At 65.0% G+C, this 20,452-nt stretch carries 19 protein-coding genes; 9 read left to right on the top strand and 10 right to left on the bottom strand.

Annotation, left to right across the window (positions count from 1 at the left end):
- Positions 1-59 precede the first annotated feature (59 nt).
- Complete coding sequence (locus KI794_RS00360; RefSeq protein ID WP_255808696.1) at positions 60-1,247, bottom strand: low temperature requirement protein A; 1,188 nt, start codon at positions 1,245-1,247, stop codon at positions 60-62.
- Positions 1,248-2,041: 794 nt separating this feature from the next.
- Complete coding sequence (locus KI794_RS00355) at positions 2,042-3,643, bottom strand: AMP-binding protein (RefSeq protein WP_119281834.1); 1,602 nt, start codon at positions 3,641-3,643, stop codon at positions 2,042-2,044.
- A gap of 216 nt (positions 3,644-3,859) precedes the next feature.
- On the opposite strand from KI794_RS00355, the gene KI794_RS00350 reads away from it, so the two are divergent.
- Positions 3,860-5,074, top strand: coding sequence for a PucR family transcriptional regulator (locus tag KI794_RS00350; RefSeq protein WP_119281835.1), 1,215 nt, complete (start codon positions 3,860-3,862; stop codon positions 5,072-5,074).
- Here KI794_RS00350 and KI794_RS00345 read toward each other — a convergent pair.
- Positions 5,058-5,987 (bottom strand): NAD-dependent epimerase/dehydratase family protein, encoded by a 930-nt coding sequence (locus KI794_RS00345; protein WP_255808695.1) that lies wholly within the window; start codon positions 5,985-5,987, stop codon positions 5,058-5,060. The two genes, KI794_RS00350 and KI794_RS00345, sit on opposite strands and share 17 nt — an antisense overlap.
- Positions 5,984-6,220 carry a hypothetical protein gene (locus KI794_RS00340; RefSeq protein ID WP_255808694.1) on the bottom strand — a complete coding sequence of 79 codons (237 nt, stop codon included), beginning with the start codon at positions 6,218-6,220 and terminating at the stop codon, positions 5,984-5,986. The genes KI794_RS00345 and KI794_RS00340 overlap by 4 nt, the downstream gene beginning before the upstream one ends.
- A 90-nt stretch (positions 6,221-6,310) precedes the next feature.
- Between KI794_RS00340 and KI794_RS00335 the strand changes: the two genes are divergently transcribed.
- The 6 genes from KI794_RS00335 to KI794_RS00310 all read left to right on the top strand — a co-directional run bounded on the left by KI794_RS00335 (position 6,311) and on the right by KI794_RS00310 (position 11,280).
- A complete protein-coding gene (locus KI794_RS00335; RefSeq protein ID WP_255808693.1) occupies positions 6,311-6,883 on the top strand; it encodes a TetR/AcrR family transcriptional regulator in 573 nt (190 codons plus the stop codon).
- Positions 6,884-6,927: 44 nt separating this feature from the next.
- On the top strand, positions 6,928-7,806 hold the full coding sequence (locus tag KI794_RS00330; RefSeq protein ID WP_255808692.1) for an exodeoxyribonuclease III: 879 nt from the start codon (positions 6,928-6,930) through the stop codon (positions 7,804-7,806).
- A 159-nt stretch (positions 7,807-7,965) separates the two neighbouring features.
- A complete protein-coding gene (locus KI794_RS00325; protein WP_119281840.1) occupies positions 7,966-9,150 on the top strand; it encodes a CE1758 family FMN-dependent luciferase-like monooxygenase in 1,185 nt (394 codons plus the stop codon).
- Between the two features lie 57 nt (positions 9,151-9,207).
- On the top strand, positions 9,208-9,654 hold the full coding sequence (locus KI794_RS00320; protein ID WP_255808691.1) for a MarR family winged helix-turn-helix transcriptional regulator: 447 nt from the start codon (positions 9,208-9,210) through the stop codon (positions 9,652-9,654).
- 53 nt (positions 9,655-9,707) lie between these two features.
- The gene (locus tag KI794_RS00315) at positions 9,708-10,370 is read left to right on the top strand and encodes a CE1759 family FMN reductase (protein WP_255808690.1); all 663 of its coding nucleotides are present in this window, start codon (positions 9,708-9,710) and stop codon (positions 10,368-10,370) included.
- Between the two features lie 190 nt (positions 10,371-10,560).
- Entirely contained in the window at positions 10,561-11,280 is a 720-nt protein-coding gene (locus KI794_RS00310; protein ID WP_255808689.1) for an apolipoprotein A1/A4/E family protein, read from the top strand.
- On the opposite strand, the gene KI794_RS00305 is transcribed toward KI794_RS00310, so the two are convergent.
- The gene (locus KI794_RS00305; RefSeq protein WP_370647836.1) at positions 11,277-12,623 is read right to left on the bottom strand and encodes an MFS transporter; all 1,347 of its coding nucleotides are present in this window, start codon (positions 12,621-12,623) and stop codon (positions 11,277-11,279) included. The two genes, KI794_RS00310 and KI794_RS00305, sit on opposite strands and share 4 nt — an antisense overlap.
- A gap of 43 nt (positions 12,624-12,666) precedes the next feature.
- Positions 12,667-13,116: a MarR family winged helix-turn-helix transcriptional regulator gene (locus KI794_RS00300; RefSeq protein WP_119281845.1), complete on the bottom strand. Its 450-nt coding sequence runs from the start codon at positions 13,114-13,116 to the stop codon at positions 12,667-12,669.
- 92 nt (positions 13,117-13,208) lie between these two features.
- Between KI794_RS00300 and KI794_RS00295 the strand changes: the two genes are divergently transcribed.
- Positions 13,209-14,087, top strand: coding sequence for a sulfurtransferase (locus tag KI794_RS00295; protein ID WP_119281846.1), 879 nt, complete (start codon positions 13,209-13,211; stop codon positions 14,085-14,087).
- A gap of 11 nt (positions 14,088-14,098) precedes the next feature.
- On the opposite strand, the gene KI794_RS00290 is transcribed toward KI794_RS00295, so the two are convergent.
- The 4 genes from KI794_RS00290 to KI794_RS00275 all read right to left on the bottom strand — a co-directional run bounded on the left by KI794_RS00290 (position 14,099) and on the right by KI794_RS00275 (position 18,551).
- Positions 14,099-15,016: an AEC family transporter gene (locus KI794_RS00290; protein ID WP_255808688.1), complete on the bottom strand. Its 918-nt coding sequence runs from the start codon at positions 15,014-15,016 to the stop codon at positions 14,099-14,101.
- Between the two features lie 204 nt (positions 15,017-15,220).
- Positions 15,221-15,532 carry a DUF2853 family protein gene (locus KI794_RS00285; RefSeq protein WP_119281849.1) on the bottom strand — a complete coding sequence of 104 codons (312 nt, stop codon included), beginning with the start codon at positions 15,530-15,532 and terminating at the stop codon, positions 15,221-15,223.
- 138 nt (positions 15,533-15,670) lie between these two features.
- Positions 15,671-17,038 (bottom strand): aspartate aminotransferase family protein, encoded by a 1,368-nt coding sequence (locus KI794_RS00280; protein ID WP_119281850.1) that lies wholly within the window; start codon positions 17,036-17,038, stop codon positions 15,671-15,673.
- Positions 17,039-17,066: 28 nt separating this feature from the next.
- Entirely contained in the window at positions 17,067-18,551 is a 1,485-nt protein-coding gene (locus tag KI794_RS00275) for a CoA-acylating methylmalonate-semialdehyde dehydrogenase (protein ID WP_119281851.1), read from the bottom strand.
- Between the two features lie 144 nt (positions 18,552-18,695).
- On the opposite strand from KI794_RS00275, the gene KI794_RS00270 reads away from it, so the two are divergent.
- On the top strand, positions 18,696-20,447 hold the full coding sequence (locus KI794_RS00270) for a PucR family transcriptional regulator (protein ID WP_255808687.1): 1,752 nt from the start codon (positions 18,696-18,698) through the stop codon (positions 20,445-20,447).
- The last annotated feature ends 5 nt before the right edge of the window (positions 20,448-20,452 follow it).

Here is a 20,452-nt window from a genome sequence, read left to right as displayed (position 1 = left end):
TGTCTAAGACGGTCATTCCTCGATCCAATGGCGGCAGCGTAGGGTGATCTCTCTCGCCGCTACGCTCGGCGCCGGATCCCGGATATCTCAATCACAACGACGAGAGCCACCATGATCGCGGCAGCGACAAGCGCGGTCACTTGCGGGGCAGCCCCCAGCACCGACGCGAGCGGGCTCAGGCCGATAAGCATGGCGCCGATGACGAACAGCGAAGCATACGGCCGGCTGAAGTGGGGGCGGAGCACCAGGGCCCAGACCCCGAGTAGGAACACCGCGATCGGGCCGGCAAGCAGCACAGAGGTGAGCGTGCCGTCCACCCGTGCGTGCCCGACTTCGTAGTCAAGCAACACTTTGACTCCTGCCGAAAACGCGCCGGCCGCGGCGAACACGAAGTAGTGCCCGAACCCGAACACCATCGCGCTTCGACGGCTCTGCAACCATGCACTCGCGTCAGCTGAGAAGTAGACCCACCACATTCCGGCGGCAAGAAGAAACCCGCTCACTCCGATGAGCGCGAGATCAGCAAGGTGCGTGACTTGTTCGGCGGCACCCGCGGCAGCGGTCACCGAAGCGAGGACAGACTCGGCGAGCACGATTAGCGTAAATGACCCGAATCTGTCAACGATGTGGCCGGCGTTCCACGGCGTGGTTCCTGCGCTCTCTGCATAGATCGGAACCGCAAGTTCAGCGAGGACAAGCACGCAGAAGACGATCTTCGCCAGTGAGTCCGGGACGAACGCAAACAGCACCCAGCACACCTGCACCACGCCGATGCCGCATGCGAAGCGCAACGCTGTGCGCCGCATCGATGGGTGGCTTTGGGCCGCCCTGATCCATTGGGCCACGAGCGCGAGACGCATGACAACGTAGCCGCCGATGATGAGGCCGAAGTCGCCGTCGATCATGGCGGGTGTGGCGCCGACCGCGAGAACAATCGCACCAGCCATCTGCGTGAGGGTCAGCACGCGGTACAACCAGTCATCGGCGTCGAAGGCGCTCGCGAACCACGTGAAGTTCATCCACGCCCACCACACCGCGAAGAAGACCATCAGGTAAGACACAATGCCCTCGCCAACGTGCGCACTGGTCTCGGCCTGGAAGAGCTGCGCTGACGCGAGCGACACTGCGATCGCGAACACGAGGTCGAAGAACAGTTCGAGGGGGCTCGATGACCTGAACATTTCGAGGGGGTCCCGTGGCCGCATCTTGCGAACTCCGAGGCGGCGAGTGTGTTCGACAGCGCCCATACGCATCCCCTCAAGTCAAACACATTGAATTCTATGCAGGAGCTGGGCATCGCCATAGCTAGGCGAGGCTACGGGTGAGGGTTCTCGCCCTGAAAGATGGTGCCACCGGCTACGCCCCCACTCATCCTCAGAGGCCGCTCGGTATCCCCAAAGACCTGCTGCAGTTGCATGTAAAGCGTCAGTCGCAATGTCTCCCCGCTCACCACATCTCACTAGCTGAGCTTGGTCGGTACCTCAAAAACTGCCTCATGCCCCGGCTGCCGAGCAATTGCACCTTCTCTGCCGGTGGGCGCGTATCGCGCAACTGAACGGCGAACTGTCGAGAGCCACATGCACAGGCTCATGAAGAAGGCGAATGTTGAAAAGCGTCGCGACTTGGGCAGTGTCGACGCGCTTCGATCCTTCTCCTACCCTGATTAGCGGATACAACCGGCCACGCGCCTGCAGGCCCGGCATGGGAAGCGCAGCGAGCTCCGAGTTGACCCCCGACGTGAGTGGATACCTACAATAACGACGATTCCGAATCCTCATGATCCTGCAGGACTGCCCGGCCGCGCGGGACATGCGCGGCCGGGATGACTTGTGGCTCACCGAGGTGTGCGGGGTTGTCGGCTCACGCCGGGGGTCACTTCCAGTTAAGCCGCTATAGACGGCACGGATGCTGGCCAGCGCGCTAAGTGCGTAGCTCAGGGTGAGTGATTCAGTACTCAGAGCTCAGACATTGCACGTGCGAAGCCGGTATGCTCGTCCGCGCTCACCCGTGACGTGCGTTGGTCACAGCTGGCTGCGACGGGTCACACCGAGCCCGCGAGACTCCTCTCACGCTCACGCAGGTCCTTTCGAAGAATCTTTCCCGCACTCGACTTCGGAACTGCGTCGATGAACTCGACCCGTCGCACCTTCTTGTATGGCGCCACGCGCTCAGTCACGAACTCAATGACGTCGGTCTCCGCGAGCGCGCTCCCCTCGGCCCGCACAACGAATGCTTTGGGCACTTCCTCGCCGTCCTCCGCTGTCACACCGATGACGGCGGCGTCCGCGATCTCGGGGTGCGTGAGCAGCAGCGCTTCAAGCTCAGCCGGCGCGACCTGATAGCCCTTGTACTTGATGAGTTCTTTCGCGCGGTCCACGATTGCGTACCAGTCGTCTTTCGACCGCACCGCGATATCGCCCGTCCGCAAGAACCCGTCCTCAGTAATTGACTCGGCAGTCGCTTCTGGCTTGCCGAGGTATCCGACCATCACGTTCGGCCCCTTCACCCACAGCTCTCCGGGCTTCGTCAACCCGTCTTCGCCGTATTCGGTGAGTTCCTCGCCTGTCTCGGTGTCGACAAGCTTGCACACGACGTTCGGAATCGACAGGCCGATCGACGATCTTGGAATATCGGTGCGCTCGGCAGGGATGAGGTGCGAGACGGGGCTCAGCTCGCTCATGCCGTAGCCCTGGAGCACTTTCGTGCCGAGCCGGGCGGCTGCTCGCTCGGCTGTCGCGCCGTCGAGCGGCGCGGCGCCCGAGAAGAGCGTGCGCACGCTCGAAATGTCGTACTTGTCGACGATTGGGTGCTTTGCGAGCGCGACCATGATCGGTGGGGCGACGAAGACGTAGGTGCACTCGAACCGTTGGATGTTCTCGAGAAACTGCACGAGGTCAAACTTTGGCATTGTCACGAGCGAGGCCCGCGTGTGCAATGCGATGTTGAGGAGCACGGTCATGCCGTAGATGTGGAAGAAGGGAAGCACTGCGAGCACCCGATCGTCGCCGTTCAGATCCATCACGTGACGGCTCTGTTCGACGTTTGCGACGAGGTTTCGATGCGTGAGCATGACTCCCTTCGGGATCCCTGTCGTACCCGACGAGTACGGCAGCACGGCGATAGTTGTCGCCGGGTCGATCGTGATGTCTGGGGCGGGCGCACCGGTTGTCAGCAAGTCGCGAAGGTTCGGGTGGCCGGCGGCACCGTCAAGTACGACGAGTCGCTCGGCGGGGATCCCGACAGCCGCTGCCGCCGCCTGCGCTTGTGGGAGAAGCGGGGAGACTGTGAAGAGCCAGGTCGCTTTCGCGTCAAGAAGTTGCTTCTCGATTTCGGCGGGCGTGTAGAGCGCGTTCAGTGTCGTGACTGTCGCGCCGGCGCGCAGCGCTCCGTGGAAGACTGTGGCGAACTCAGGGATGTTGGGGCTCAGCAGGCCAACGACAGATCCTGGCCCGACGCCCTGCGCCGCGAGCGCACCGGCGACGGCCTCAATCTGGTCGCGCAACGTGCCGTACGTGGTCTCTGCCCCCGTCGCCGGATTGATGAGCGCGATCCTGTCGAGTTCGTCGGGCCGCAGGCTCCCAAACAGGTAGTCAAAAATACTGAGGTTCGGGATCTCGACGTCTGGATGGTGGCTCTTGAACATACGGCTTCTCCTTTGAATGGCGTGTTGAGCGTCGCTGACGATGATCGCTTGCGCGCTGTGCTGGGCGTGGAGACGCAACCGTTTCCTGCCCGTGCCTGCGTACACGCACAGTCTGGCGCGGCTTTCGCTCCCCGGCCAGATGCCAGGGCTCAAGATTTTGGGCCCCGCATTGTGCAGCGTCACAATTCTGCACCTCGGCGGGGTTAGACTCGCGGCATGGTCACGACGGAGTCCTCGAAGCGGCAGACGGCGACGCGCCCAGCGCCAGCGTGGTTTCTGCTACAAATATCGGCACGGCGTGAGCGCCTCGTCTCCCGTGTTGTCGAGGAGATCGTCGCGAACGAAGCCGTCTATCGCGATCATCGCGTCGGAGCGGAGCTCTACGAAATCGTCGAAGCGAACGTTACCGCGCTCATCGCCGAGTTGTGCGGCGGCCCAGAGTCGGCGGCTCCCGCGCAGTGGGCAGGGCGCGCAAAGGCGGAGAACGGGATATCGATGGCGAGCCTGTTGCACGCGTACAGGCTCGCCGGCCTCGCCGTGCTCAGCGATATCCGCGAGGTGACGGCGGGCACGAATGACACAGACGCCGTCTTTGGGGCTGTATCTGAGCTCTGGCAGATCCTCGACAGGTATTCGATGCTCGCGGTCGAGGCGTACCGCGAGGTTGTTGACGCGAAGGAGCGCCGAAGCGGCCAGTCGAGCCGACTGCACCTCCTTGCCCTCCTCTCGGGCACCGCGCACCCGGCTGATTCGGAACAGCTGCTTGGGCTTCCCACGCCTGGCTGGTACACGGTGCTCGTCGCCGCGCTTGGGGGCTCGGGCTACGACGCTGAACCGGCGGCCGGGATCACAACCCGCGGCGCGACTGTCGTGTGGACCTTCGACGCTGGGATGCACACGGGTATCGTCGGCGCGCGCACCCGCGATCTCCTCGAGGCAGCCCTCGAGGAGATCGCTGCGAGCACAGTCACTCGAACGGGCGCGAGCCGCCCCTTCGAGCGGCTCGCCGAGGCGCCCCTCGGGGCAGTCGAGGCCCGGCGTGCGATGCGGTGCCTCGCGCCGGGCTCGCGCACACTGAGCCGCTACGGCGATCTGCCACTCGAGCTCGCAATTTCGGCTGGACCGGACGTCGCCCAACAGCTCACAGTGTCGGTGCTTGGCGGCGTGCTTGCACTCGGCGAGGCAGGCTCCCGACCGCTCCTACGAACGCTCGAGGCTTGGATCACGGCGGGTGGTTCGACAGCCAAGGCGGCGCGAATGCTGCACTGTCACCGCAACACAGTGCTGTACCGAATGCAGCGAATCACTGAGCTCACGGGCCGCCGGTTAACGCACCCTGCGGAATCGGCTGAGCTCGTTGTCGCCCTGCGCGCGCTGAGGCTGCAGGGCGACGCGGCGGCCGAGCCGGCCGAGTTCAGCGGCGAGAGGTAACGCTCGCCGCTTCGTCGAACACCTCCGTGCCAAACAGAATCGCCATCGTCACCGCTCCGAGATCAGGCCGCTCGGCGGCCTGAATCCCTGCGAGGGCGGCGAGCTCGCCTGTCGCGCGCGACTGCCCGAAACCGGAGGCGGCAAGGGACACACCGGTCCGCCGATTTGTTGCCGCCACACGCCACTTGTCGTCGCCCCAGTGCGGAGCCGCGGCGAGGATGCCGCGAAGCGCCGGCACCGCACCGACGAGCGCGAGGCCCGCGGTGGCGAGCGGGCTGCCGAGTGTCAGATAGGTGCGAATGCGCGCGCCCGCAGCGTCAAGGAGCAGGTGGTCGGGGAAGTCAGTGCGCAGGTGCGTCCGGGCCTTTCCATCGATCTGGATCCTGCGCCGTTCGCGATAGTTCAGCACAGGCGCAGTCTCGGGCGCCGCATACACTTCAGTCCCGGCGAGAGCCGCCGTCCACTCCACTGCTGCTGGCCCGTGGACCTCCCCCGTGCCGAGGAGCACGGAGATGTCGATGTCGTCGCCGGGTCGCGGATCGGTTGCCGCGGCGAGAATCGTGCTCGCCCCGGGCGCGATTCCCGCGCCGAGAACGAGCGTTGCGACCCCGGCCGCCGAGCGGAGCGCGGCGAGGTACGCCGTGTTCGCCGAGGTGTCGACGTAGGGCACGCCCGTCAGGTCGCGGGCGATCGCGGGATCCTCGCGGCCCGAAGCGTCAATGACGACATCGCAACTACGTGCGACTTCCCGCATCCGCGCGCGACCCGCCTCGCTCGCGAGGTCGAGTTGCACACCGCTTGGCCCGTTCGGAGCTCGGCGGCTCCCGCGCAGGGCAACGTGTCCCCGCGCTTCGAGGGCCGAGGCGACAGCTGTCCCGACCGCCCCTGTGCCGCCGAGGACGAGCGCCCTCATGCGTCACCCGCGACGCTCGCGCGCCGTCCAGTGAGCGCCAGGTAGGCGCGGCTGAGCGCCGGTACCGCCACAGTGACGGCGGCAGGTACGACGACGGTCATCACAGCTGCGGTGACCAGCAACTGCGGCCAGTCTGCGAGCAGCGGCTGCAGAATCGCCTGCGCGATTGCGACGAGCGGGAAGATCGCAAGCCAGGTAATGACGAGGCGGGCGGCGAGTGGAATCGGGGGCATAACATTCTCCAAATGATCGTTTGGAAATGACAATATGGGAATCTCGACGAATCTGCAAACGCTCGTTTGGAGTTGGGGTACCCTGGAGTTATGGCCTGGGACACCGAACAGACGCGACGGCAACTGCTCGACGCAGGATCAACGCTTTTCGCGCGCCACGGCTTCGCCGGAACAACGATGGACGCCATTGGGCGCGAGTCGGGAGTCAACAAAGAGCGCGTCTATTCGTACTTCGGCTCAAAGAGCGGATTCTTTGCGGCAGTGCTCGACAACGAGCTTTCCGACATGCTTGCGGGAATTCCAATCGAGGGAGAGGGGCCCGAGGCCGTCGGCAATTACGCGCTCGCACTCTTCGATCGCCTTGAGGCGCGCCCAGGCCTTGCGCGCCTCCTGGCCTGGGAGAGCCTCGAGCTTACCGAGGCCGTCGCACTCGAATGCCGGTCGCTGAGCTGCCACGAGCTCGCCACTGGCCTCGAGGCGGCACTCCCCACCCCCGATCTCGAGCACGCCGAGCAGCTCCTGCTCTCGATCGTGACACTCGTCGTCGGATGGTGGACCCTGTCGCGAGTCGCAGACACGATCCTGACCGGCGACACCACCCCGGAGACCCGCCGAGCAACCCTTCGCGCCGACGCCGCGGCGCTCGCTGGGGTGCGACGCTAACCCCGACCCCATTCTGTGAAGCGCAACCCGGCTAGGCTTGACCCATGCGCATCGCTACCTGGAACGTGAACTCGATCCGCACTCGATTCGGCCGCGTCGTTGACTGGCTACAGCGCGAGGATATCGACGTCCTCGCGATGCAAGAGATCAAGTGTCGCCCCGACCAGTTCCCCGCCGAAGCCTTCGAGCAGGCCGGCTACCACCTCGAGATCAACGGGCTCAACCAGTGGAACGGCGTCGCCTTCGCGAGTCGGCACGAAATGACCGATGTGGCACGGGGCTTTGAGGGCATGCCCGGCTTCGGCAAACCCATCAAAGGCCAAGAAGAGGTTCAAGGTATCGGCCCGAACGGCCTGCCACTCGAAGCCCGCGCGCTCGGCGTCACAGTCGGCGACCTGCGCCTCTGGAGCCTGTACGTGCCGAACGGCCGCGCGCTCGACGACCCTCACCTCGAGTACAAGCTTGAGTGGCTCGCCGCGCTGCGAAACAACACCGAGGCATGGCTCAACGAGGATCCTGATCTGCCACTCGCCCTCATGGGCGACTGGAACATTGCGCCGGTCGATGCCGACATGGGCGACCCCAGCTTCGTCCACGGCCGCTCGACGCACATCTCACCCGCTGAGCGAGCCGCGTTCGAATCGTTCGCCCCGCTCGTGAGCGACGTCGTGAGGCCGATCGTGCCCGAGGGGTTCACGTTCTGGGACTACAAGGCAGGCCGCTTCCCGAAGAACGAGGGGATGCGCATCGATTTCATTATGGGGTCGCAGGCATTCGCGGATACGGTGACAGGCGCGAGCATTCACCGCGATGAGCGCCGCGGTGATGCGCCAAGCGACCACGTTCCGGTCGTCACCGAAATCGACCCAGCCCTTCTCGGCGGCACGTTCGAAGACGACTACGACCGCCCAATGGTCTTCTAGGCACGCGCTCGCCCCGGTCCCAGATTCGATTTTTCGGGATCGGGAATAGTTCTCAGCATTCCCCGTTACATTTACATGCAAGCGCATATAAATGTGCGGACGGGGCCTCCCGGACACCGCACTCGCGCACCAGACCGCACCAACACCCAGGAGCACACAATGGAATTCGGGATCTTCTCCGTCTCTGACGTCACCCGCGACCCAGTCACGGGAGACACCCCGAGCGAGGCGGCACGCATCAAGGGCCTCGCAACAATCGCGAAGCACGCAGAAGACGTTGGGTTTGACGTCTTCGCGATCGGCGAACACCACAACCCGCCGTTCTTTTCCTCGACCCCCACGACGTTCCTTGCATACATTGCGGCGCAAACGAAAACCCTGAAGCTCTCGACGAGCACGACGCTCATCACCACAAACGACCCCGTGCGCATCGCCGAAGAGTACGCGATGCTGCAGCACCTCGCAGACGGCCGCATGGACCTCATGCTTGGCCGCGGTAACACCGCCCCCGTCTACCCGTGGTTCGGCAAAGACATCCGCTCGGCGCTGCCACTCGCGCTCGAGAACTACAACCTGCTGCACCGCCTCTGGCGCGAGGACGTCGTCGACTACGAGGGCAACTTCCGCACTCCGCTGCAGGGCTTCACCTCAACGCCGCGGCCACTTCACGACGTGCCGCCCTTCGTGTGGCACGGCTCGATCCGCACCCCAGAGATCGCCGAGCAGGCAGCCTTCCACGGCGACGGCTTCTTCTCGAACCACATCTTCGCGCCGTCAGCCCACTCGCTGCGCCTCGTCAACTTCTACCGCCAGCGCTACGAGCACTACGGACACGGCAAGGCGAAGCAGGCGATCGTCGGCCTCGGCGGCCAGGCATACGTCGCAAAGAACTCGCAAGACGCGCTTCGCGACTTCCGCCCATACTTCAACGAGGCGCCCGTCTACGGTCACGGCCCGTCGCTCGAGGACTTCATGCACCAGACGCCCTTGAGTGTCGGCAGCCCGCAGGAGATCATCGACAAGACCCTCTCGTTCCGCGAGATCTTCGGCGACTACCAGCGCCAGATGTTCCTCGTCGACCACGCCGGGCTCCCCACCGACACTGTACTGAAGCAGCTCGACCTGCTCGGCTCGGAGGTGCTGCCTGTGCTGCGCGCCGAGCTCGCGAAGCTCCGCGACCCCGAGGTGCCTGAGGCGCCGTCGCACGCGGATCTCATCAAGGCGAAGTACGGTGACGCTGCACCCCGCGAGCCGCGCCCGAACCCGAACCGCGGCGACAACGTCACCGGCGGCTCGCCCTACCAGGACAGCCCAGCGAAGGCCGGCTCGGCTTTCGGCCTGTAGCCCGCAGCCTGCACCTGCTGCCCCACGCGCCCACCACACTCTGAGAGGATCACGACAGTGAGCAGTCATAGAACCGATATCCGGCTCGCAAACGAGGCCTGGGAGTCACTCATGACCGCGCACTCGCGCCTCTCGAGCGACTTCAGTGCAAAGCCAATCTGGGGCGAAGCCAGCATGCGCGAGTACGACGTGCTCTACACGCTCGTCAAACGCGGCGAAGCGATGCGCCTCTGTGACCTTCAGGAAGAGGTGCTGCTCAGCCAGCCAGCCCTGTCACGGATGGTGGATCGCCTCGCAACGCGCGGCCTCGTGCTGAGCAAGCCGGATCCAGAGGATGGCCGCGCGAAACTCATCGAGATCAGCGACGAGGGGGCGCGCGTGCAACGAGAGGTTGGGCGCGCGCACGGGCGCGACGTCGGCCAAGCCATGCGCGCGCTCTCACCTGACGAGCTCCGCGAGCTCCAACGCCTCACCCAGAAACTCATCGCTTCACGGTCCGAGTGACCGCGAGCGACACAACCCGAACTTTCGATTGCAGAATGCAGGAGAACCCAATCATGGCAGACACCAAACAGCTCGTCATCGTTAACGCCGGAACGAGCGACCCCTCGACCACTCGCCTGCTCGCAGACCGAGCAACCACGAAAACGCTCGCAGAGGCGAAGCGCCGCGGCATCGAGATGGAAGCCCGCGTCATCGACCTTCGCCCGCTCGCAGGCGACATCATGGCGGCCCTCACCACACAGCTCGTCTCAGCGGAGCTTGAGCGCGCGTCAGACATCCTGCGCGACGCCGATGCGATCATCGCCGCGACGCCCGTGTACAAGGCAGCCGCGAGTGGCCTGTTCACTTCGTTCTTCCAGGTGCTCGACAACGATCTCCTCATCGGCACGCCTGTACTCCTCGCGGCCACCGCAGGAAGCCCCAGGCACTCACTTGTCGTCGACGATCAACTCCGCGGCTTCTTCTCCTACCTGCGTACGGTGACGGCCCCGACGTCGCTCGTCAGCTCGCCTGACGACTGGAACAGCAGCGAGTTCGGCGGGCGCGTCGACAGGGCGGCGACTGAGCTCATGGCACTCGTCGCGAGTGGATTCCGTGAGAACGCGCGCGGCGAGGGCTGGGACTCCTACCAGCACTCCTACGGCAGCGCCGGTGGAACCGAGCTCGGCATCAACCTTGACTCAGATCTCATGCGGTTGGCGGCTGGCGGGCGCTAACTCGCGTCGCACACGCACTACCGGAGCTGCGAAGCCCAGAGCTTCGTCGCGCACCAAATCCGAGCTCTCCACCCGCGGCCGACCTGGCCAGGGTGGAGAGTTTTCCACAGATATCGCACTTCACCCCCCCATCCTGGACACAACAGGCGTAGCGTAAAAGCAACTCGATCGCGGCGATAGGAGGGCATCCTTGGAATATCTCGATACGGTGGCGAGCCTGCTCGGAATCGCCCTCGCGGCCACAACCCTCGGCGGGCTCATGACCCAGGGCTTTCGACGCCTGGAACGGCGCCTTGCGACGAGGCTCGACGAGGCCGTTTCGGGGCTTGATGCGAAGCTCACTCGCCAGATGGTGACACTCTACGTGAGGCTTTCGGGGCAAGCCGACACTCTCGACGCAAAGCTCACCGGTTGGCTCGGAGCGGTCGGCGCGAGAATCGACACACTCGACACAAACGTCACCGCAAGAATCGACACACTCGACACAAACGTCACCGCAAGAATCGACGCACTCGACACAAACGTCACCGCAAGAATCGACACACTCGACACGACCTTTGCCCTGCAAACCAACGCACTCGACGAGAAGTTCACACGCAGGATCGACGCACTCGATGCGACCTTCACTGCACGGCTGGAAGGCTTTGAAGAGACCTTCACCGCACGGCTCGACGGCTTTGAGGAGACCTTCACCGCACGACTCGACGGCTTCAAAGCGACCTTCACCGCACGACTCGACGGCTTCGAGGAGACCTTCACCGCACGGCTCGATGGCTTCGAGGCGCGCCTCATCGCCACCGATGCACGCCTCGAGAAGCTCGACGATCGCCTGTACGTGCTGGCTGCTCGGCTCGGGCAGGTCCTTGAACAACGCGATGCGGCGCACTCGCCGGTGGCACCTGGCCGCTAGCTCGCGTCTCCCACGCCAACAGCCTGGGCCTCGGCAATTTCCGACGGTACCGAGCCTCCGTCGCGCTCTTCGCCGATGTGAGCGAGATGCTTTCCCATCAACGCGAGCACAAGGATCGCCATGACAACCGCCGCGGCGCCTATCCAGTATGGGGCAGGCGCACCGAGCGCTGCCGCAACAGGGCCGGCGATGGCGGGCGCAACCGCTCCACCGATGAAACGCACACCCGAGTACGTTGATGAGGCGACACTTCTTGGCAGGTCAGTGGCCTCCATAACCGCCTCGGTCAGCGCAGTGTTCATCACACCAAGCAAAAGCCCACTCACGATGACGAGCGACACAAGAGCTGCAAGCGAAGCAACACACACGCCAAGCAACACGAGGCAGACCGCGAAGAGGCTGAGCGCCACGAATAGCACGGGCCGAAGCCCCAGCCTGCGAGTCAACATCGGCGCGACGACGACCGAGGTGACGGCGAGCGCGAGGCCCCACCCAAAGAACACGAGGCCAAGCTCGTGCGCCCCGAAGTCCAAGCCGGCCGCCTGCGCCGCTGCCTCGACAGGGTACGGACTGTAGGCGAGCAGCGTGAAGAACCCAAAGTTGTAGCAGACCGCGACGAGCGACAGCGAGAGCAGCGCGGGGTTACCGAGCGCCCGAAAGCTCGCAGTCACCGACGGCGCCGCCGCGCGGGCGGCCGAGCGCTCAGCCGCGCTCTGCTTGGGGAACCGCAGGAGCACGAGGATGGCGATGAGAGCAATCGCCATCAGGATCGCCGTTCCGAAGAACGGACCGCGCCACGAGATCTCGCCAAGCGCTCCACCAACGAGCGGGCCGACAGCCATACCGACGCCCAGGGCCGCTTCGTACAGCACGATTGCCTGCCGCGATCCGCCCGACGCTGCTCCCACAATTGCGGCGAGAGCAGTTGAGAGGAAGAGCGCGTTGCCGAGCCCCCACCCTGCACGGAAGCCGATGATCGCGTCGACCGAGCCTGCGAGACCCGCGAGGCCCGCGAACACGACGATCAGTGTCAGCCCGGCAATCAGCGCCCACTTCACGCCGATTCGACCCGAGACCCAGCTTGTGAAGAACATCGCGATGCCTGTCACGAACAGGTAGCTCGTGAAGAGCAACATGGTTTCGCTTTGGCTCGCGTTCAGCGCTTCACTGATCTTCGGCAAGATCGGGTCTACGAGTCCGATTCCCATGAACGAGATCGCGCAGGCGAATGCGATTGCCCAGACTGCCGTGGGCTGCCTGAACAGTGATGTGCGGGGCTCCGTTGTATTCGTAAGCGTTCCTTTGTGAGTGTGGGTTGGTTGGGTGTAGGTGTTCGTGGTCACTGCGCTCCGGTGAAGGAGAGCAAGGTTCGAACGGCGCCTCCTGCTAGACCTCGTCAGCGATCTGGAGCATCAGTTCGGCAGCGCGGGCGAGCGCTGCACGGTCGGGTCCATCCAGCCGACTCAACGCTGGCACGATGAGCGCGGCAGCGCCTTCGCGGTAACCAGCGAGCGCTCGCACGCCTGCCTCGGAGATGCCGACGAGGGTCGCGCGCCCATCGCTCGCGTCGGGTGAGCGAACGATCCAGCCTTCGCCTTCGAGCCGCTGCACGAGCGTGGTCATACTCGGCTGCGTGACCCGCTGCGCGAGCGCAAGCTCCGTGACCCTGGCAGCGCCGTCTCGTTCGAGGTCGGCAAGCACGCGCCACGCGATCGATGAGTATGTCACGCCAGGGATCCTGCTCGCGGCCCGAGTGAGGCGGGCGGCCGCACGGGCAAGTTCGAGCGCGAGCGGACCCTGGTCGGGCGTCGGATTTGGCTGGTTGAGTTCGGTCACGGTGCAAGTATACAGAATTTACATAATAGTGCTATGCACTATTCGCCTCGCTGGCTGAGCGCGCGCGGAGCGCCATCGCGTACGATCGCCCCATGAGCGACCCCACCGACGACGCACGGCGCGACCTTCTCGTGACCCCAGCGGAGCTCCACGACATCCTCCAGACCCAGGCGCTCGCGGGCGACGGGCCACGAACCAGAGTGCTTGACGTCCGCTGGACGCTCACGCAGCCTTCGGGCCACAGCGACTATCGCTCCGGGCACATCCCGGGCGCTGTCTACGTCGACCTCGAGTCCGAGCTCTCCGCGCACGGCGTCGCCGAGCTCGGGCGGCACCCACTGCCGGGGGGCGAAGCGCTCACGCACTCGGCCCGTCGCTGGGGCCTCCACCCAGACGACTCGGTTGTTGCATACGACGGGGGCGGAAATCTTGCCTCTGCGCGATTGTGGTGGCTATTGCGCGACGCAGGCTTCGATCGCGTTCGACTGCTCGATGGCGCGCTCCCAGCATGGATTGGGGCCGGATTTGCACTCGAGACTACAGAGCCTTCTCCTGCCCCGGGAACCGTGATCCTCACCCCGGGCCACCTCCCCACACTCGCGCTCGAGGACGTCGGGCAGTTCGCTCAGGAACACGTGTTGTTCGACGTGCGTGCGCCAGAACGCTACCGGGGTGACGTCGAGCCGATGGATCCCATTGCGGGACACATCCCTGGGGCGATCAACCTTCCGACCTCTGAGAACCTCGACGATGCCGGCAGGTTCCTTCCCACCGAGGCGCTCCGGGCAAGGTTCTCACTCGAAGCAGCAACCGGGTCTGGGGTCGGATTCTCCTGCGGCTCTGGCATCACCGCGAGCCACGCGCTCTTTGCGTTCGCGCTGACTGGCGGGAACGGTGCACTCTTTCCGGGATCATGGTCGCAGTGGGCGAACACCCCTGACATGCCCGTAGCAACCGGATCAACACCGTAGTCCGTGCTCGGCTAGCCGAGCACTACCGTCGCCAGGACGAGTATGGGAATGCAGCCGAGCGTCGTCACAAACACGGTGTCTCGCGCGACATCCTCGCCGACGCCGAACCGCTGTGCGTAGTTGAATACGTTCTGGGCTGTCGGCAGGGCTGCGAGCACCACGACGACGAACGTCTCCTGCGCTCCGAGCCCAAACACTGCGGTCGCGAAGAACCAGGCGAGCGTGGGCATCACGAGCAACTTCAAGGCGCTCGCGAGAATGACCTCTCCTCGCCTGCCGCCGGCTCCCAGCACGCGCTGGCCGTGCAGCGAAACGCCGTAGCTGATGAGCAGCACTGGCACACACGCGTTCGCGATGAGCTCGATCGGCGCGAAGATAACCTCGGGCAGCTTGATGCCGAGCACTGAGACGAGCACTCCAAGCGCAGATCCAACGATAATCGGACTCACGAGCGCCCGCGCAATCGCACTCACTCGAAACCTCCCGCCGGCCGAGACCTCAAGAATCGAGAGCGCAACGGGGGTCAGCACAAGCAGTTGGAAGAGCACGACGGGGGCGGGAAACGCAGCGCTTCCAAGTAGGTAGAGCGACAGTGGGATTCCAATGTTACTTGAGTTCACTTGCCCCGCCGAGAGCGCACCGATCGCCGTTTCGCCGGCCGGACGGCGCCACACGACACGAGCAACGACCGCGTAGGTCACGATTACCGTGAGCGCTGCGATCGCAGAGACTGGCAGCAGCGAGGAGAACAGCGCGTCAACGTCGGCGCTTGAGAGCACGACGAAGAGCAGCGCTGGCGACAGTACCCAGTAGACAAGCTTCGCGAGCACCGCCCGGGAGGAGACGTCAAGGACGCCAGTCCTCCCGAGCACCCAGCCGATGAAAATCGCAAACCCCACGACCACAAAACCTGTGAGGGCGTCGAGCATGGGCGATCCTCCGTGGGTGGCCGGTCTGTTGCCAGCCTACTCGGCCGCGCGGTGGGCTGCGGCGCCCGGTCTGCACCTCGACCTTCACATCGGCACCGACACCGACACCGAGCACATCTACCTCACGAGAACGCAGCCAAATGAGGCCAAATGTCCCGTGGTCGCGAGTGAAAGGTGTACCTGTGCTGCGCCGTCCGCCCTCGGCTAGCCCCCGAAGACGCCGAGCTTGCCGTAGTGCGCGGCGAGCAGGTAGTAGACCGTGAGGCGCTGCTTGTGGCCGGGAACCCTGTCGCCGACGGTGGCAATCGCCTCATCGATTGCGGCGTCAGACTCGGCCACTCCGAGCTTGCCCTTGACAAAGTTCTCGCGCACGAGCGCAAGCTCAGCCGAGTCGCTGTACGAGACAAGCCGAGCGTCGGCGTCCTGCAGTGCGAGCGCGTACACGCGCTCCAGCTCCGCGACAACCGCTGGGCTCGCGCCCGGGGCGTACTTCTGAATATCTTCGAGAGCGCTCATATGAACGGATCCTTCCTAGAAACTCTTTCCCCCGCCTTTGGAGGAACTGTTCTATTCTGACCCGCCTGCACAGAAAGAAACAGGGGCAAACAACGAGGGGCCTGGTTTTTGCAAACCAGGCCCCTCAGTGCTGACGAATTAGTTACCGGTGTAGTAGCTATCTGCCACTTCGAGCGCAGCGTCGATGATGTCGAGGCCCTTCACGAGGTCTTCTTCGCTGATCACGAGCGGCGGCGCGATCTGCAGGCGGTTGCCCGCAGCGAACGGCCACAGGCCGGCGTTCTTGCACGCCGCGATGACCGCGTTGTACGCGTCGCCAGCGAGCGGCTCGCGGCTGTCGCGATCCACAACGAGCTCAAGCGCCCAGAACATGCCGGTGCCGCGGTACTCGCCGACCGACTTGTGCTTCGCCGCGAGCTCGCGCAGGCGGGGCTCGATGACGCGCGCTGCGAGGTCGCGAACGCGCTCAATGATTCCCTCTTCTTCGAAGATGTCGAAGGTAGCGACGCCTGCCGCACACGCGAGCGGGTGACCACTGTAGGTGAGGCCGCCGGGGAACGCCTTGTCAACGAAGGTGTTGTGAATATCTTCCGAGACAACGACGCCGCCGAGCGGCACGTAGCCCGAGTTGACACCCTTTGCGAAGGTCACGAGATCGGGCTGCACATCGAAGCCCTGGTACGCGAACCACTCGCCGGTGCGGCCGAAGCCGGCCATGACCTCGTCGCAGATGAGCACGATGCCGTGACGGTCGCAGATCTCGCGCACACCCTTGAGGTATCCGGGCGGCGGCACGAAGATACCGTTGGTGCCGGTGACGGTCTCAAGAATGATCGCGGCGATCGTGTTCGGTCCCTCAAGCTCGATTGTGTGCTCGAGGTGCGTGAGCGCGCGCTCCGCTTCCTGCTCGGGGCTCTCCGAGTAGAACTCTGAGCGGTACTGGTACGGCCCAAAGAAGTGCACAACGCCGGCGTCGGGCGTGCCGTTCGGCCAGCGACGTGCTTCACCGGTGAGGGTGATCGCCGTCGCGGTCGAGCCGTGGTACGAGCGGAACCGCGCGAGCACCTTCTGACGGCCCGTGTGGTGACGCGCCATGCGCACAGCGTACTCGTTCGCCTCTGCGCCGCCGTTGGTGAAGAACACCGAGCGAGCAGCGTCGAACGACTTCTCGACGATGCGCTTTGCGAGTTCGCCGCGCACGTCATTCGCCATCGCGGGCTGGATCGTCGCCATGCGGCCAGCCTGCTCCTGGATTGCCTTCACGAGGCCGGGGTGCTGGTGCCCGAGGTTGAGGTTGACGAGCTGCGACGAGAAGTCAAGGTATTCCTTGCCGTCGTAGTCCCAGAACCGCACGCCCTCGCCCTTTGCGACGGGGATCGGGTTGATCGCGCCCTGCGCCGACCACGAGTGGAAGACGTAGCCACGATCGTTCTCGCGCACCTCGCGCTGGGCGTCGGTGTCGCCGAATGCCTGCTCGGCACCGTTCAGGTCGATGTAGTCAGCCATGATGTCTGTCTCTCCCTCTCTTCCTGAATTAGCTGTTGCTCGGGAAGCCGAGGTCAACCTTCGACTGGTCCGGGTTCGGCCAGCGGGTGGTGATGACCTTCGAGCGGGTGTAGAAGTGGATCGACTCGGGGCCGTAGATGTGCGAGTCGCCGAAGAGCGAATCCTTCCAGCCACCGAACGAGAACGAGCCAACGGGCACGGGGATCGGCACGTTGATGCCGACCATTCCGGCCTCAACCTCGAACTCGAACTGACGTGCGAGGCCACCGTCGCGGGTGAAGATCGCAGTGCCGTTGCCGAACTGGTGGTCGTTGATGAGCTTGAGGCCCTCTTCATAGGTGTCAACGCGCACAACCGCGAGTACTGGGCCGAAGATCTCGTCGCGGTAGACCTTCGAGTCGGTCTGCACGTTGTCGATGAGCGAGACGCCGGTGAAGAAGCCGCCTCCCTCAAACTTGGTCTCGCGACCGTCGACGACAACAGTTGCACCCTCGGCCTCGGCGCCCGCGACGTACGACTCGACGCGCTCCTTGGCTTCCTTCGTGATGAGCGGGCCCATCTCGGAGGTGGGGTCGGTGCCGTCGCCGATCTTCAGATCCTTCATGCGGTCAGCGATCTTCTGCACGAGTGCGTCGCCGGTGCCGCCAACTGCGACAACCACCGAAACTGCCATGCAACGCTCGCCGGCCGAGCCATACGCCGCCGAAACGGCTGCGTCAGCCGACATGTCGAGGTCAGCATCGGGCATCACGATCATGTGGTTCTTTGCGCCACCGAGTGCCTGTACGCGCTTGCCGTTTGCTGCTGCGCGCTCGTAGATGTACTTCGCGATGGGGGTCGAGCCAACGAAGCTGATCGCCTTGACTGTCGGGCTGTCGAGCAGCGTGTCGACAGCAACCTTGTCGCCGTGCACGACGTTGAGCACGCCGTCGGGGAGGCCAGCCTCACGGAAGAGGTCGGCGATGAAGACCGAGGCGGAGGGGTCGCGCTCAGAGGGCTTCAGCACGACGGTGTTGCCGCAGGCAATTGCCGAGGCGATCATCCAGAGCGGCACCATGACGGGGAAGTTGAACGGGGTGATTGCTGCAACAACGCCAACCGGCTGCTTGACCGAGTGCACGTCGACGCCTGTCGAGACCTGCTCGTCGCGCTCGCCCTTCAGCACGTGCAGGAGGCCCGACGCGAACTCAACGTTCTCGAGGCCACGGGCGATCTCGCCCGCCGCGTCCGAGAGCACCTTGCCGTGCTCGCTCGTGACGATCGCCGCGAGCTCGGGGGTGCGCTGCTTGAGCAGCTGGCGCAGGTTGAAGAACACGTCTGCGCGCTTGGTGAGGCTTGTCTTGCGCCACATCGGGAGCGCCGCCTGAGCCGCGGCGATTGCCTGCTCGACAGTTGCGACCGAGGCAATGCCGAGCTCGTGCTGCTGCTCGCCGGTCGCCGGGTTGTAGACGGGCTGAGTGCGCTCAGCCGCTTCGACCTTCTCGCCGCCGATGACGTGGGGAATGTGCGCCATTTCTGTGTTCCTCTCGAGTATCGCTCGCATTCGAGCAATGTGTTCGGGCCGCAATGCCCGCATACATGCAAGTCTTTCAGCGAATTACTCCGTAGGCACCCGGCAAAGTATCGCCAATTCCGCAAAGTTTCGTACACTTTGTATGTGAACGCACTCGCAAGCCCCCTCCCCTCGGTCCGCGATGTCCTCGGACTCGCCGAACTCACCGCGGGTGCCCCCGAACTCGTCACCGGAGAAGTGGGCCTCGATCGCGGCGTGCGCTGGGCACACGTCGTCGCAGGCAGCGACGCCCCCGCGCTGCTCGACGGCGGCGAGCTCGTACTTACGACAGGGGCCGGCTGGCCAGACCCCGTAGGCCTCGGCCGAGGAGAGGCCTCCCCAGCCGGCGCCGATCCTTCGCGCACCACCTCCTCCCCCGAACAGGCCGCGGCCCTCGACGCGCTCGTGACCGCCCTTGTCGATGCCGATCCTGCAGCGATTGTGTTTGAGCTTGGGGCACGATTCGGCGAGGCTCCCGCGCCGCTCGTTGCGGCCTGCGGCGAGCGCGGCATCCCGCTCATCGTGCTGCACCGGGTCGTCAGGTTCGTGCAGATCACGCAACGCGTGCACCAGCGCGTGCTCGCTGCACAGAACGAGGCACTCGAGGCACGTGCCGAAGTGCACGCGATGCTCACCGAGCTCGGACTCAACAGAAGCCCCGTCGACTACGTCGTCGACAGGATCGCCGCGACCCTCGGCGCCCCTGTCGTGCTGGAGGACGCAGGCCACCGTGTCGTTGCCTGGTCAGGATCAGATGCAACCGTGCTTGACCATTGGGCGGGCGCTCAGGCGGCAGGCGACTCCGACCCGTCGCTGCCTGCGGGCACGACCCGCGTTCCAGTTGAGGCACAGGGAAACCGCTGGGGGTGGCTGACTGCGTTCGACGGCCCCCCACATGCGGCTGGGAGAGAGACAGTCCTCGAGCTCGGGGCGTTCGCGCTTGCACTCGCGCGGCTCGCCGATCCTGACGGTGAAACCTGGCTCGACCTCAGCTCGAAGCGCTTGCTCGATGCGGCCCTATCCGGGAGGTTCTCGGGCGAGCGTGAGCTCTCAGCGCAGCTCGCATCAGGCGGCCTCCCCGTCGAGGGTAGGGCGCTCATTGGGGCCACCCTCACGGGGGCAGGGGACTTTGGATCGCACGAGTCGCTCGAGGCGGCGATCCTCTCGACAGCGCTCCGGCGCGCTGTCGCACCCGAGGGCCGGGTACTCCTTGCGCCGGCGCCCGAAGGGGTTGCAGGGCCACGCACGCTGCTCGCGCTACTGTCGTTCCCGCAGAACGACCCGCGCGCGAGCGCGTCACTCACTCCCGCTACTCACCCGCTTGCAGAACGACTCGCCCACGAGCTCACGATGATGCTCCCCGAGCCGACTCCGGCGAGCTGGCACGCACACCTCAGTATCGGTGTCGGGGCCTCGCGGCCGCGCGCACTCATCGCCTCGCTCGAGCGGGTCGCCGCCGCAGGCGCGGTCCCCGTCGGAGGTGCGCGAGTTCGGCAGGCAGGGAACGCTGCCACGCGCGTCACGGTGCAGCTCGCGGAAGCCAGGCCACTCGCCTACCTCGTGCGCGGACTGGCGGGGGTGCCAGAACTCGAGGAGTTCGCAGCCGTTGCTCTTGGGCCCCTTGTCGAGCACGACGCTGGTGCAGGCGCCGGGCACTCTGGAGACCTTGTGCGGGTGCTCGCCGCGTACCTCGCGCACCCAACGAACCGCTCACTCGCTGCGCAACGAGCGAGGCTGTCGCGGTCGGTGTTTTACCAGCGGATCGCCCTCATCGAAGAACTGCTCGGCGCCGACCTCGCCGATGGCGAAACTATCGCAGCGCTCACTGTCGCGCTCCTCGCACGCGACCGCGCCTAGCCCCT

This window comes from Leucobacter aridicollis (assembly GCF_024399335.1).
Taxonomy (GTDB): Bacteria; Actinomycetota; Actinomycetes; order Actinomycetales; family Microbacteriaceae; genus Leucobacter; species Leucobacter aridicollis_A.
The sequence above is the reverse complement of the archived record's forward strand: the minus strand, read 5'-3'. Positions and strand labels throughout refer to the sequence as shown.

Excerpts from the sequence above, each read along its gene's own strand:
- KI794_RS00335 (WP_255808693.1), top strand. The coding sequence starts at position 6,311 with ATGGCCTGGGACACCGAACAGACGCGACGGCAACTGCTCGACGCAGGA.
- KI794_RS00360 (WP_255808696.1), bottom strand. The coding sequence starts at position 1,247 with ATGGGCGCTGTCGAACACACTCGCCGCCTCGGAGTTCGCAAGATGCGG.
- KI794_RS00290 (WP_255808688.1), bottom strand. The coding sequence starts at position 15,016 with ATGCTCGACGCCCTCACAGGTTTTGTGGTCGTGGGGTTTGCGATTTTC.
- KI794_RS00280 (WP_119281850.1), bottom strand. The coding sequence starts at position 17,038 with ATGGCTGACTACATCGACCTGAACGGTGCCGAGCAGGCATTCGGCGAC.
- KI794_RS00285 (WP_119281849.1), bottom strand. The coding sequence starts at position 15,532 with ATGAGCGCTCTCGAAGATATTCAGAAGTACGCCCCGGGCGCGAGCCCA.
- KI794_RS00295 (WP_119281846.1), top strand. The coding sequence starts at position 13,209 with ATGAGCGACCCCACCGACGACGCACGGCGCGACCTTCTCGTGACCCCA.
- KI794_RS00345 (WP_255808695.1), bottom strand. The coding sequence starts at position 5,987 with ATGAGGGCGCTCGTCCTCGGCGGCACAGGGGCGGTCGGGACAGCTGTC.
- KI794_RS00325 (WP_119281840.1), top strand. The coding sequence starts at position 7,966 with ATGGAATTCGGGATCTTCTCCGTCTCTGACGTCACCCGCGACCCAGTC.
- KI794_RS00340 (WP_255808694.1), bottom strand. The coding sequence starts at position 6,220 with ATGCCCCCGATTCCACTCGCCGCCCGCCTCGTCATTACCTGGCTTGCG.
- KI794_RS00330 (WP_255808692.1), top strand. The coding sequence starts at position 6,928 with ATGCGCATCGCTACCTGGAACGTGAACTCGATCCGCACTCGATTCGGC.
- KI794_RS00355 (WP_119281834.1), bottom strand. The coding sequence starts at position 3,643 with ATGTTCAAGAGCCACCATCCAGACGTCGAGATCCCGAACCTCAGTATT.
- KI794_RS00315 (WP_255808690.1), top strand. The coding sequence starts at position 9,708 with ATGGCAGACACCAAACAGCTCGTCATCGTTAACGCCGGAACGAGCGAC.
- KI794_RS00350 (WP_119281835.1), top strand. The coding sequence starts at position 3,860 with ATGGTCACGACGGAGTCCTCGAAGCGGCAGACGGCGACGCGCCCAGCG.
- KI794_RS00275 (WP_119281851.1), bottom strand. The coding sequence starts at position 18,551 with ATGGCGCACATTCCCCACGTCATCGGCGGCGAGAAGGTCGAAGCGGCT.